Origin of the sequence: Rhizobium sp. BK591, assembly GCF_014195045.1 — a bacterium.
In the GTDB taxonomy this organism is placed as follows: domain Bacteria; phylum Pseudomonadota; class Alphaproteobacteria; order Rhizobiales; family Rhizobiaceae; genus Rhizobium; species Rhizobium anhuiense.
Genome location: NZ_JACIAZ010000002.1, coordinates 460999 through 474383 on the forward strand (window position 1 = coordinate 460999; position 13385 = coordinate 474383).

Annotated in this window: 11 protein-coding genes; 5 read left to right on the forward strand and 6 right to left on the reverse strand. The window is 62.4% G+C overall.

Annotated features, from left to right (window positions below):
- The first annotated feature begins 37 nt into the window (after positions 1–37).
- From FHX10_RS09240 to FHX10_RS09260, 5 genes are all read left to right on the forward strand, one after another.
- A complete protein-coding gene (locus tag FHX10_RS09240; RefSeq protein WP_028757495.1) occupies positions 38–1312 on the forward strand; it encodes an extracellular solute-binding protein in 1275 nt (424 codons plus the stop codon).
- A gap of 83 nt (positions 1313–1395) precedes the next feature.
- On the forward strand, positions 1396–2256 hold the full coding sequence (locus tag FHX10_RS09245; protein ID WP_028757496.1) for a carbohydrate ABC transporter permease: 861 nt from the start codon (positions 1396–1398) through the stop codon (positions 2254–2256).
- Positions 2253–3089 carry a carbohydrate ABC transporter permease gene (locus FHX10_RS09250; RefSeq protein ID WP_028757497.1) on the forward strand — a complete coding sequence of 279 codons (837 nt, stop codon included), beginning with the start codon at positions 2253–2255 and terminating at the stop codon, positions 3087–3089. The genes FHX10_RS09245 and FHX10_RS09250 overlap by 4 nt, the downstream gene beginning before the upstream one ends.
- Positions 3090–3109: 20 nt before the next feature.
- Complete coding sequence (locus FHX10_RS09255) at positions 3110–4192, forward strand: ABC transporter ATP-binding protein (protein WP_047613076.1); 1083 nt, start codon at positions 3110–3112, stop codon at positions 4190–4192.
- Positions 4193–4228: 36 nt separating this feature from the next.
- Positions 4229–6232: an aldo/keto reductase gene (locus FHX10_RS09260; RefSeq protein ID WP_132573525.1), complete on the forward strand. Its 2004-nt coding sequence runs from the start codon at positions 4229–4231 to the stop codon at positions 6230–6232.
- A gap of 41 nt (positions 6233–6273) precedes the next feature.
- Here the strand turns inward: FHX10_RS09260 and cydX are convergent, their stop codons facing one another.
- The 6 genes from cydX to FHX10_RS09290 all read right to left on the reverse strand — a co-directional run bounded on the left by cydX (position 6274) and on the right by FHX10_RS09290 (position 13321).
- Entirely contained in the window at positions 6274–6396 is a 123-nt protein-coding gene (gene cydX / locus FHX10_RS09265) for a cytochrome bd-I oxidase subunit CydX (RefSeq protein WP_047613080.1), read from the reverse strand.
- 98 nt (positions 6397–6494) lie between these two features.
- On the reverse strand, positions 6495–7649 hold the full coding sequence (cydB, locus tag FHX10_RS09270; protein ID WP_132573523.1) for a cytochrome d ubiquinol oxidase subunit II: 1155 nt from the start codon (positions 7647–7649) through the stop codon (positions 6495–6497).
- Positions 7650–7654: 5 nt separating this feature from the next.
- The gene (locus FHX10_RS09275; RefSeq protein WP_047613082.1) at positions 7655–9235 is read right to left on the reverse strand and encodes a cytochrome ubiquinol oxidase subunit I; all 1581 of its coding nucleotides are present in this window, start codon (positions 9233–9235) and stop codon (positions 7655–7657) included.
- Positions 9236–9307: 72 nt separating this feature from the next.
- On the reverse strand, positions 9308–10996 hold the full coding sequence (locus FHX10_RS09280; protein WP_132573521.1) for an amino acid ABC transporter ATP-binding/permease protein: 1689 nt from the start codon (positions 10994–10996) through the stop codon (positions 9308–9310).
- Complete coding sequence (cydD, locus tag FHX10_RS09285; RefSeq protein WP_097544036.1) at positions 10993–12738, reverse strand: thiol reductant ABC exporter subunit CydD; 1746 nt, start codon at positions 12736–12738, stop codon at positions 10993–10995. The genes FHX10_RS09280 and cydD overlap by 4 nt, the downstream gene beginning before the upstream one ends.
- 4 nt (positions 12739–12742) lie before the next feature.
- Positions 12743–13321 carry a GbsR/MarR family transcriptional regulator gene (locus tag FHX10_RS09290; RefSeq protein ID WP_047613087.1) on the reverse strand — a complete coding sequence of 193 codons (579 nt, stop codon included), beginning with the start codon at positions 13319–13321 and terminating at the stop codon, positions 12743–12745.
- Between the last annotated feature and the right edge of the window lie 64 nt (positions 13322–13385).

Genomic DNA, 13385 nt, shown 5'->3' on the forward strand with positions numbered 1-13385 from the left:
TCGTGAAAGATCGGCAATTGAAAAGGGAGGATTTTCAATGCGCTTCAAACTTCTCGCTGCGACCGCAGCTGTTGCATTGCTTGCTTCCGGCTCCGCATTCGCGCAGTCGGCCAATCTCACCATCTGGAGCTGGAATGTCGCCGCATCGGCATTGAAGTCCACGCTTCCAGGCTTCAACAAGCAGTTTCCCGATATCAAAATCACCGTTGAGGACCTCGGCAACAGCCAGGTCTTCGACAAGACGCTCGCTGCCTGCGCCGCCGGCGGCGACGGCTTGCCTGACATCGTCAGCATCGAGAATTTCGAGGCTGAAATCTTCTGGAGCCGATTCCCGGATTGTTTTGCCAATCTGAGAGAGCTCGGCTATACGCCCGAGATCCAGGCAAAATTCCCTGACTTCAAGCGCACTGAGCTCGAGGTCGGCGATGTCGCTTACGCCATGCCGTGGGATTCCGGCCCTGTCGCCGTCTTCTACCGCCGCGACCTCTACGAAAAGGCCGGCGTCGATCCGAGCACCATCAGCACCTGGGACGATTTCATTGCCGCCGGCAAGAAGATTTCCGCCGCCAATCCCGGCGTGGTCATGGCGCAGGCAGACTTCAATGGCGACAGCGAATGGTTCCGCATGATCGCCAATGAACAGGGCTGCGGCTATTACTCGACCGACGGCCAGAACATCACCATCAACCAGCCGGCCTGCGTCGCTTCGCTGCAAAAAGTGAAGGAAATGAAGGACGCCGGCACGCTGACGGCGGCCAACTGGGACGAAAAGATCCAGGCCAATACCGCCGGCAAGGCCGCAAGCCAGTTGTATGGCGGTTGGTATGAGGGCACCGTGCGCTCGACCTCTCCCGATCTCAAGGGCAAGTGGGGCGTCTACAGAATGCCGAGCCTGACGGCTGATGGCCCGCATGCGGCCAATCTCGGCGGTTCGTCGCTCGCCATTTCGGCGACGTCCGCGAATAAGGAAGCCGCCTGGAAATTCGTCAACTACGCTCTCGGCACGGATGAGGGTCAGATCACCATGCTGAAGGAGTTCGGTCTGGTTCCGTCGCTGCTTTCGGCCGAGAAGGATCCCTTCGTCAATGAGCCGCAACCCTATTGGGGCGGCCAGAAGGTCTGGGCTGATATCCTGGCGACACTGCCGAAGATCGTGCCGAGCCGCGGTACCGCCTTCCAAAGTGATGCCGAAGCCATCTTCAAGGCGACGCAGGCGAAGTTCTTTGCCGGCGGCTATCCCGATGCGAAGGCCGCTCTCGACGATGCCGCCAAGCAGATCGCTTCAGCGACCGGCCTTCCGATCGCGCAATGAATGACGATGCCGGGCGCTTCAGGCGCCCGGCTTTCCCCCGGCTTGCAAAGCGGCCGGTCATTCGTTCGTGAGGAGGAGGCTTGATGCCGTTCAGAACCCGGAGCGCCTATGCGTTCCTTGCCCCCTATCTGCTGGTCTTTGCCACCTTCTGGGTCTGGCCAATCATCAATTCGTTCCTGATTTCCTTTCAGAACACCCGCATCAACCCGTGGAAATACAGTTTCCAGGCCAATTGGGGCCGGCTCTTCTACGACCCGGCCTTCTACAATGCTCTTTACAACACGCTGATCATCCTGCTGATTCAGGTGCCGGTGATGATCGCGCTTGCGACGGTCATGGCCGTAATGCTCAATTCGCCGCTGCTGAAAGCGCGGCCGCTTTTCCGCTTCGCCTTCTTTGCGCCTGTCGTCGTCGGCGAGGTCGCCTATGCTGCCGTCTTCCGGCTGATGTTCAGCCTCGATTTCGGGATCATCAACAAGCTGATTTCCGCCGTCGGTCTCAGCCCGGTCTCCTGGTTCGACAACGCGAATGCCGCCATGGCGCTGATCATCCTCGCCGTCACATGGCGCTGGGCGGGCTACAACGCCATCATCATTCTCGCCGGGCTGCAGTCGATTCCCGACGATGTCTACGAGGCGGCGACTCTCGACCGGGTGAGCAAGATCCAGCAATTCTTTCATATCACCCTGCCACTTCTGAAGCCGATCATCCTCTTCTGCGTGGTTCTTTCGGTGATCGGCACCATGCAGCTCTTCACCGAGCCCTTCCTGATCACCAATCGCGGCGGTCCCGGCGGCGGCACCGAGACCCTCGGCCTGCTGCTCTACCGCCAGGGCTTCACTTCGCTGAACTTCGGCTATGCCTCGGCGATCGCCTATACGATGGCTGCCCTTGCCGTGGCGATCTCGCTTCTCAATCTCTGGGTCGGGAGGGATCCGAAATGAAGTCCAAATCGCAATCCCTTCTGCTGCGCCAGATCGCGTTGCATGCCGCACTGGCGCCGCTTGCGGTAATCTGGCTGTTTCCGCTCTGGATGATGTTCGTCTTCTCGACCATGCCCGACAACGGCATCTTCAGCCCTGATATCGTGCTCTGGCCATCGACCAATTTCGTCGAGAATTTCAAGAACCTGCAGGCCGATACCGATTTCATCGGCGCCATGGTGATCTCCGTCGGCGTCGCGCTCATCTATACCGTCCTGTCGGTACTGCTGACCTCGATGGCGGGCTGGGCGCTGGCGCGTTACCGTTTCGTCGGCCGCTCCATCGTCATCGCCATCATCCTCGGCACGATCACGCTGCCGTTTTCGGTGGTCGTCATCCCGCAATTCATCATGGTGGCACGCGAATTCAAGCTGGCAAACACCTGGGTGGCGCTGATCGTGCCACCGTTGTTCAATTCACTCGGCGTGCTGTTCATGCGGCAATCCTTCTCGATGATGCCGGGCGAACTCTTTGATGCGGCCCGGGTCGAAGGCGTCAAGGAATGGCAGATCTTCCTGCGCATCGCGCTGCCGCTGGCGCGTCCGACCATGGCCGCACTGGCGATCATCCTGTTCCTGGCCTCGTGGAACAACTACCTCTGGCCGCTTCTGATCAATTCCAAACCGGGAATGATGACGGCGCCGGTGGCATTGGGAACGCTGATCGGCCTCACCAAGGTCTCTTGGGGCGGCATCATGGCCGGCGCGGTGCTGCTGACGGCGCCGATCCTCGTCGTCTTCGTGGCTCTCCAGCGCCATTTCATCGCCGGCATCGCGGCCGGCGCAATCAAATAATCGAACAATAGGGAGGCCGCATGGCAGAGCTTTCACTCAGCAACATCGTCAAGCGCTTCGGCGGCTTTGAGATCATCCACGGCGCCAATCTGGAGGTGAAGGACGGCGAATTCGTCGTCTTCGTCGGCCCCTCCGGCTGCGGCAAGTCCACGCTGCTCAGGATGATCGCCGGCCTCGAGGACATCACCTCGGGCGAGCTTCAGATCGGCGGCAGGGTCGTCAATGATGTCGAGCCGGCCGATCGCGGCATCGCCATGGTGTTCCAGTCCTATGCGCTCTATCCGCACCTGACCGTCGAGGAAAATCTGAGCTTCGGGCTGCGCATGAACGGCAATCCGAAAGCCGACACTGAACGGCGCGTGCGCCATGTCGCCGAGATCCTGCAGATCACCGAGTTGATGAAGCGGCGGCCGAAGCAGCTTTCCGGCGGTCAGCGCCAGCGCGTCGCCATCGGCCGCGCCATCGTCCGCGAACCCCAGGTCTTCCTGTTCGACGAACCCTTGTCGAACCTCGATGCGGAACTGCGCGTGCAGATGCGCGTCGAAATCTCCCGGCTGCACAAGCAGCTCGGCACGACGATGATTTATGTCACCCACGACCAGACTGAGGCGATGACGCTCGCCGACAGGATCGTCGTGTTGCGCGCCGGCAATATCGAGCAGATCGGCGCGCCGCTCGACCTTTACGACGACCCCGCCAACCAGTTCGTCGCCGGTTTCGTCGGCTCGCCAAAGATGAATTTTCTGAAGGCCGTGGTGATCGAGACGCAGCCGGGCAGGGCGGTGATCGCGCTGGAAAGTGATACCAATACACGGCTGTCGCTGCCCGTCGCCGATCCGATCGAAGCCGGCGCGAAGGTGACGCTCGGCATTCGTCCCGAACATTTCGTCGATGCGGGCATGGGCGATGCCGACCTCACCGTCACCATCGACGTCGCCGAACACCTCGGCAATACCAGCTACATCTACGCCACCATCGGCCCCGAGCAACTGATCATCGAGCGGCCGGAATCCCGCGTCGCCGGCAATCGCGAGACGCTGACGGTCGGCCTTCCCGCCAACCGCACATTCCTTTTCGACGGCGCCGGCAGGCGGCTTCGCTAACCTATCCCAAGACCGAAAGACGAAAGAGGATTTTCCATGAGTTCAGATCAACCGATCCGCTGGGGCATCATCGGCCCCGGCACCATCGCCCGCACCTTTGCCGACGGCGTCGCCCATTCTCGCACGGGAAAGCTGGTGGCGATCGCCACCCGCAATCCTGCAAAACCCGGCCTTGCCGAAAATTTCCCCGGCGCCCGCATCGTCAATGGCTACGAGGCGCTGCTTTCCGACCCTGAGGTTGATGCCGTCTATATCTCCGTGCCCCATACCGGCCATGCCGAATGGGCGATCAAGGCCGCCCGCGCCGGCAAGCACATCCTGGTGGAAAAGCCGATCGCGCTGTCGGCCTATGATGCCGAAGCCGTTTACTACGAGGCGAAAAAGGCCGGCGTCTTTGCCGGCGAGGCCTTCATGTACCGCGTGCATCCGCAGACGGAGAAGCTGGTCGAGCTCGTCAAAAGCGGCGTCATCGGCACCGTCCGCATCATCCGTTCGAGCTTCGGCTTCAACATGGGCAGCTATAGGCCGGAACACCGGCTTTTCGCCAATGATACCGCCGGCGGCGGCATTCTCGATGTTGGCGGTTATCCGGTTTCGATGGCCCGGCTGATTGCCGGCGCGGCGCAGGGCAAGGCCTTCCTCGAACCCGAGAAGGTCTCGGGCGTCGCCCATCTCGGAGAGAGCGGCGTCGATGAATGGGCCTCTGCCGTGCTGAAGTTCCCGAACGAGATCATCGCCGAAGTCTCCTGCTCGATCATGGCGAATCAGGACAATGTGCTGCGCATCATCGGCTCGGAAGGCCGGATCGAGGTCCAGGACTTCTGGTTCGCCTCCGGCCACAAGGGCGGCGTCGGCAAGATCGAGATCTTCAAGGGCGGCAGCCGGGAAACCGTCGAGCTCAGGGAAGACCGCTGGCTTTACTCCTTCGAGGCCGATGCGGCGGGTGACGCCATCCGCGCCGGTAAGACGGAATTCAGCTCTCCCGGCATGAGCTGGGCGGATTCGATCGGAAACCTGCGCGTGCTCGACCAATGGCGTGCCTCGGTCGGTCTGGAATACGGCGTTGAGAAAGCCAGCAAGCGCACGACAAACATATCAGGCGGCACGGTCGCGCGTGGCAACAGCATTCCGCAGCGTCAGATCCCCGGCATTTCCAAGCCGGCCTCGGTCGTCACGCTCGGCTTCGAGTTCTTCCCGAACTTCGCCTCTGCCTCGCTGACGCTCGACGCCTTCTACGAAGCCGGCGGCAATGCCTTCGACACGGCCTATGTCTATGGCGGCGGCAAGACGGAAGCGATCTTCGGCGACTGGCACACGAGCCGAAAGGTGCCGCGCGAAGAGATCGTGCTGATCGGCAAGGGTGCGCATTCGCCGCTCTGCTATCCCGATATGATCGCAAAGCAGCTCGACCAGTCGCTTTCCCGGCTGAAGACCGATTATGTCGACATCTATTTCATGCATCGCGACAACACCGACGTGCCCGTCAGCGAGTTCGTCGATGCCATGGATGCCGAGGTCAAGCGTGGCCGCATTCGCGGCATCTTCGGTGGCTCGAACTGGACAAGGGCGCGTTTCGACGAGGCGATCGCTTATGCCGAAAAGACCGGCAAGGCGGCGCCGGCAGCACTCTCCAACAACTTCTCGCTCGCCGAAATGCTCGATCCGATCTGGGCCGGTTGCGTCGCCGCTTCCGACGACGACTGGAAGAAGTGGCTGAACGAGAAGCAGATCCCGAACTTTGCCTGGTCGAGCCAGGGCCGCGGCTTCTTCACCGACCGTGCCGGCCGCGACAAGCGAGACGATGAGGAGATCGTGCGGGTCTGGTATTCCGAGCGCAACTTCGGACGCCGCGACCGCGCCATCGAGCTGGCCAACAAGCTCGGCCGCAATCCGATCCATATCGCGCTCGCCTATGTGATCGCCCAGCCTTTCCCGGTCATTCCGCTGATCGGGCCGCGCACCGTCGCCGAGCTGGAAGACAGTCTCTCGGCGCTCGACATCAAGCTGACGCCCGATCAGGTGAAGTGGCTGGAAGGCTGACCAATAGGAAAGGGCGCGGTTCACGTCGCGCCCTTTCCATTCTACTTGCGTGACTCGGAAGCCCTCTTCCGGGCGGCATCGTCCATCAGCTCATACCACATGGCGTTGAGGACGGCGAAGGCGGCGGCCAGCGGCAGGCCGAGCATCCATGCAAAATACCACATCGTTTCGTCTCCTTCAGAGCAATTCCAGGCAAAGCGTGAAGCGCTTTTGCCGGGAATTGCGTAAAAACAAAAGGTTAGAGCGGTTCTACTGAGCCGCTCTAGTAAGCGTGGCTATTTTTGTCGGTGATGGACTTCTCATCGACCTTGCCCCACAGAACCTTGTAGACCCAGACCGTGTAGGCGAAGATGATCGGCAGGAAGATCACCGTCACCACCAGCATGATGAACAGCGTCATGTGGCTGGAGGATGCATCCCAGACCGTCAGGCTCGATCGCGGATCGAGTGAGGAGGGCAGGATGAACGGGAACATCGACAGGCCGACCGTGGAGATGATGCCAAGGATCGCCACCTTGCTGAACAGCAGCGTCATCACCTCGCGTTTTGCCCGCATGGCAATGAAGGCCAGTGCCGCGCCGACGAAGCCGAGCACGGGCGCGATGATCATCCACGCATGGGCAGCGTAGTTGGTCAGCCACGCGCCTTTCTCCAGCGCCACGGTCTTCAGCAGCGGGTTGGAGGGACCGATCGGGCTGATATCGCTGGTGATGCGATAGCCGCCGACACCGATCCACAGGACGAGGCCGCCGAGTGCGAAAAGCACGATGACGGCAAGAGCGGCGATGCTGCCATAGCGTCTGGCACGTTCGGCCACCGGGCCGCTTGCCTTCAACACCAGCCATGCCGCTCCATGCATCGTCAACATGGCTAGGGAAAGCAGGCCGCAGAGCAGCGCATAGGGGTTGAGCAGGGCGAAGAACGAACCTTCGTAGAAGATCCGCATATCGTCGGCAAAGCGGAAGGGCACGCCCTGCAGCACATTGCCGACGGCAACGCCGAAGATCAGCGACGGCACGAAACCGCCGATGAAGAGCGCCCAGTCCCAGCCGCTCCGCCAAGTGGCGCTTTCCCGCTTCGACCGGTATTTAAAACCGACCGGGCGCAGGATGAGCGCGAAGAGGATCGCAAACATCGCCAGGTAAAAGCCCGAGAAGGAAACCGCATAGAGCGGCGGCCAGGCTGCGAAAATGGCGCCGCCGCCGAGGATCAGCCAGACCTGGTTGCCCTCCCAGGTGGCGCCGATGGTATTGATCGCCACGCGCCGTTCCGTGTCGGTCCTGGCGACGAAAGGCAGAAGCGTGCCGACGCCGAGGTCGAAGCCGCCCGTCGTTGCAAAGGCGATCAGCAATACGCCGAGCAGCAGCCACCAGATGAGACGCAGGCTTTCATAATCGATGAGTTCGTGAAGGATCATGACAGTCACTCCGCGGCCGGGACGAGGGTTTCGGAAATCAGAACGGCTTCCGGCTCGTCGTCCGGCTCCGGTCCTTGGCGAATCGCCTTGATCATCAGGCTCATCTCGATGACGATCAGCACCGTATAAAGTGCGCCAAAACCGATGATGGTCAGAAGCACCGTGCTGGCGCCGAGACTGGAGACGGCGGCAGCCGTCGGCAGAACGCCTTCGATCACCCAGGGCTGGCGGCCGAACTCGGCGACGACCCAGCCGAGTTCGATGGCGACCCAGGGCAGGGGGATCGCCAGCACGGCAATCTTCAGAAGCAGCGGATATTTGTCGAGATGGCGGCGCGCCGACAGCCAGAAGAAGGTGGCGGTCAGCAGGATGAAGAAGATCCCGAGGCCGACCATGATGCGGAACGACCAGAACAGCGTCGGCACGTGCGGGATCGTATCACGCGCGGCCTGGACGATCTGCTCGTCGGTCGCCTGGCGAGGATCGTCGACGTAGCGCTTCAGAAGAAGGGCATAACCGAGATCATGGCCGAGATCCTCGAAGGAGCTGCGCACTTCCTGCGCAACCTGATCCTGTGCCGGTGCCGAACGGATCTGCATCAGCGCGTCGTAAGCCTTGATGCCGTCGCGGATGCGGGTTTCGGCTTGCTGTTCGAGCTTGTCGATGCCGGGGATCTCGGTCGTCAGCGACCGTGTGCCGATCAGGCCCATGACCCAGGGAATATGCACGGCAAAATGCGTCTCGCGCGCCTCCTGATCGGGGAACCCGAAGGCGGTGAAGGCTGCCGGAGCGGGCTCCGTCTTCCACATACCCTCGATCGCGGCGAGCTTCATCTTCTGGTTTTCGGTGGCGAGATACCCGCTCTCATCGCCGAGCACGACGACGGAAAGTGCCGAGGCGAGGCCGAAGGAGGCGGCCACCGTCATCGAGCGCTTGGCAAGCTCGATATGCCGGCCCTTCAACACATACCAGGCCGAGACGCCGAGCACGAAGATCGAGGCGCAGACGTAACCCGCCGACACCGTGTGGACGAATTTCGCCTGGGCCACCGGATTGAAGACCACGTCGAAAAAGCTGGTGATCTCCATACGCATCGTCTGCGGGTTGAGCGCCGATCCCACCGGGTTCTGCATCCAGCCATTGGCGATGAGGATCCAGAGTGCCGAAAAATTCGAGCCGAGCGCCACCGCCCAGGTGGCAACGAGATGCCCGACCTTCGACAGCTTGTCCCAGCCGAAGAAGAACAGCCCGACGAAGGTCGCCTCGAGGAAGAAGGCCATGAGGCCTTCGATCGCCAGCGGCGCCCCGAAGATGTCGCCGACATAATAGCTGTAATAGCTCCAGTTCATGCCGAACTGGAATTCCATGACGATGCCGGTAGCGACGCCGATTACGAAGTTGATGCCGAACAGCGTGCCCCAGAATTTCGTCATCTGCCGCCAGATCTGGCGACCGGTCATGACATAGACGGTTTCCATGATCGCCAGGAGCACGGACAGGCCGAGCGTCAAGGGCACAAACAGGAAGTGGTAAAGCGCCGTCAGCGCGAATTGGAAGCGCGATAGCGCGACGATATCTAGTTCCATTATCTTTCTCCCACGGTCCCACGGGATACAAAGCGTTCCTCCGCGCCGGCCGGCGCGTGAGGGCATGTTTGCTCAATCCGGCCGAAGCCGGTTAAGCGCCTTTTCGAACGCCGCCTCTCCGCGGCGCGAAATCTCTGAGATGCGGCCGCCTTCGATGACGGCGATGCGGTCGGCGATATCAGCCTCGCGACGGATATGCGTGGCGATCACCAGCGACCGGCCTGCCGCCATGCTCGACAGCCGGCCGATCACGTCACGGGCGGTGGCGCCGTCGAGACCCTCTGTCGGTTCATCGAGCAGCCAGAGCGGCGTGTCGCGCAGGAAGAGCCGGGCAAGCGCCAGCCGGCGCGACTGGCCGCCGGAAAGACCGATCCCGCCTTCGCCGAGCGGCGTATCGATCCCCCGCGGCATGGCCTCGATATCGGCAAGCAGGCCGGCGGCGGCGAGCACCTCAAGAAGACGGCCCTCGCTGGCATCCGGGTTCGCAAGACAGAGGTTGCCGCGCAGGCTGTCCTCGAAGAGTTCCGTCCGTTGCGTCAGCAGGGTCGCCGTTGTCACGGCAACACTTCCCGTCCGGGCCGGCAACTCGCCGGAAAGGAGAGCAAGCAGGCTCGACTTGCCGGCGCCGCTGCTGCCGATGACGGCGAGACGTTCGCCCTGTTGAAGCGTGAGTTCGATACCCTCAAGCGCCGGCGCGGCGGAGTTTTCATGGAAGGCTGACACATCAGCCAGTGAGAAAGCATATCCCGGCAAAGGCGCTGCCAATGGTTCGGGTTCTGTCGCGGCGGCAAACCGCGGCGCGATCCGCGCTGCCGCGAGCAGCGTTCTGCCGAGTTCCAGGGCGCCGCGGCGTAGTGCTGCAAAGGGTTCGACCGCGGCAAAGGCGACGAGCAGGCCGAGCGCGGCGACGGGAGCGGTAATCACCTTGGCTTCCGCAAGCGCTGCGACGGCAAGCAGCGATGCCGTCAACAGCAGCGTCGAAACGAGGCCGAAGCCGAATGTCAGGCCGGTTTCGACACGGTTCAGCCGGTCGTCGGCGTGGGCGGCATAGCTGTCGGCTGCCATGATCGCATGTCTCTGCGCGGCAAGCCGACCAGCCATCAGGAGATCGGTCTGGCCGGCGACGAGATCGATCGTCCGCGACCGCAAACCCTCGATACCATGGGCGCGCCTGCGGGCATGTTTGCGCGCCGCCAGGCCGGCGATCAGAGGCAGGCCGAGCCCGGCGCCGGCGAGAAAAAGGCCGAAACACAGACCGAACACGGGATGCATCAGCCCCAGTGCGAGGCTTGCTGCCAGCGCTGCGCCGATCGCCACCGCAGCCGGCACGAGAATGCGCAAATAGAGGGAATCGAGTGCATCGATATCGGCCGTCAGCCGGAAGAGCAGCCTTGCGGGACGATAGAGCAGGGTGCGAGCCGCACTCGGTTCGGCAAAGCCGCGAAACAGCCTTTCGCGCAGGGCGGCGAGCACGCCGAGCGTTGCATCATGCGTCGCAAGCCTCTCGCCGTAGCGCGCGGCCGTCCGGACGATGGCGAGCAGGCGGATGCCGGCCGACGGCGCAAAGACGTCGAAGGTGATGGCGGCGACGGAAAGACCGGCGAGCGAGGTGGCGGTGATGAACCAGCCGGACAGGCCGAGCAGGGCGATGCCGGCCGTCACCGTCGCCGCCGAAAGTGCTGCGCCCAGCAGCAGCGCACGCCGGCGTTCGGCAAAGAAGAGTCGCAGGATCGGCTTGAGGTTTGTAGCAAATGTGCTCATTCGGCGGCCTCCCTCATGACGAGGTCAGTGTCGATGCGCATGATGCGATGCATGCGGGCGGCAAGCAGCGGATCGTGGGTCGCAACGATCAAGATACGGTCCCTGGCGAGCGAAAGCAGGCTCTCGGTCACCTCGGCGGCGGTGGCGGCGTCGAGATGCGCAGTCGGCTCGTCGGCAAGGATGATCCTAAGATGCGGATTGCAGGCGGCCCGCGCGATCGCCAGCCGCAGCGCCTCGCCGCCGGAAAGTCCGATTCCGCCCTCGCCGAGCGGCCGGCTGCCATAGGCCTCGGCAACCTTTCGCAGTCTCGCGGCATCGAGCGCATCCGTCAGATCGCCGCGCAGCATGCCGGGCCTGCCGAGCGCGATATTGCTAGCGATGGTACCGGCAAAAATATGCGGTCTCTGGCCGATCCACGCCATGCTGCCGCGCAGGACGGCGGCGGTATCGTCCGCAAGCTCGATGCCACCGATGACGATCCGGCCATCGGTGCAGGGCGCCAGTCCTGAAATCAACGAAAGAAGCGTCGATTTACCGGAACCGCTGGCGCCGAGAAGCGCCAGATGTTCGCCGGCTACGATATCGAGGTTGAAATCGTCGAGCACCAACGGTTCGTCGGCGGCGTAGCGAAAGGCGAGATTTTCAAGGTGGATATCAGGCGTTTTGGCGACGGCAGGTACCGCCGGCGCGACTTCGACTGCTCCTTGGATGGACAGGCCGTCGGCAGCGATGGCGTCCATGGCTTTCAGCGCCGCTTCGCCCGCCGCCCGATCGTGCCAGACGGCCGAAAGTTCACGCAACGGTTCGAAGAAGGCCGGCGCCAGCAGCAGGATGAACAATCCCTCCGTCAGGTCGAGCCGGCCTGACCAAGTGCCGAAGCGGATTTCGCCGAGCAGGCTGAAGCCGACGTAGACGGCTATCATCGCCACGCCGAGGGCTGCGAAAAGCTCAAGCACGGCCGAGGACAGAAAGGCGATCTTCAGAACCGCCATGGTGCGCACTCGCAGCGATTCCGCTTCCGAACGCAGCCGCAGGGCGGTTGCATCCACCGCGTCGAGCGCGCGGATCGTCGCCAGTCCACGCAGCCGATCGAGCAGGAAGCCGTTGAGGCCGCCGGTCGCAACCAGCTGTCTTTCGCTGGCCGCCTGGGCACGCCAGCCGATCAACGCCATGAAGATCGGGATCAGCGGCGCGGCGAACAGCAAAACCAGCGCGGCGATCCAGGAGACCGGAAGGATGAAGGCAAGGATGATGAGCGGCACGAGGCTCGCCTTCATGCGCGCCGGCTGAAAACGGGCGAGGTAAGGCACGATGAGTTCGGCCTGTTCGCCAAGCACACTTGCGGCTTTGCCGGAGGCCGGCCGGCTGCGATCGATCGGCGACGACATGGAAAGTGCCGCGGCGGCGATCTTCCGCCTGCGGCTGAGCTCGCCGCGCGCGGCATGAAAGGCCAGGCGGCCGCCGGCCGCGTCGAGACAGCTTCTTGCAAACCCGAGGACAAGGATGCCGAGGGCTAGCCATAGAGCGTCATGCCATCCGCCGCCATCGGCGATGCGGCCGACCGAGACGGCCAGCAACCCGGCCTGCGGGATCCAGATGGCGGCGCCCAGCGCCTGCAGCATTGCCGCTCTGCGCAGCCCGCCTTTCGCACCATTGGGACCTGTGACAGGCGAGACAGGATCGCCCTCCGGCATCGGCTCGGCCTCTTGTCTGTCCTTCGCGTCGAAGAAAGCAGTGCCCATGGCGCTAACTCTTGTTCGCAGGATTTGGCCGGCGGCTGCGGCCGAGCGAAACGACCCGGTCCTTGGCCTCCAGAAGCTTGGTCACTTTCGCACCCAGCGAGAGTAGCGTTGCGAGCCTTTCCGTTTCAAGTTGTTTTACGTCGTCATACCAATGCGTCAGCTGCTCGATCAGCGTGTGCATCTCGCTCATCCGCTGCTGCGCATGGCGCTCGGCGTCGCTCGCCGGCCGCTGCATCAGGATTTCGCGCAGAACGGACAGCGTCGGATCGACTTCCCGCTTCTTTCTCTCCTCGGCAAGCGTCCTCAATATGTGCCAGACATCATCTGGCGTCGTGAAGAAATCGCGGCGATCATCCGGCCTGTGTTTGAGAAGAACGAGGTTCCAGGCTTGCAGTTCGCGCAGGCTCATCGACACATTGGAGCGCGAGATACCGAGCGACTCGGCAATCTCCTCGGCGCAGAGCGGCGCCGGAGAAACGAAGAGCAGGGCGTAGATCTGGCCGACTGTGCGGTTGATTCCCCAGCGGGATCCCATTTCGCCGAAATGGAGAACAAAGGACTGGACGAGAGGCGGAAGGTTCATGATCATTTCCGTTGCGTCTGTGATTTCAGAAATTTCTGAAATTAATATACTAACTTTCGCGTCT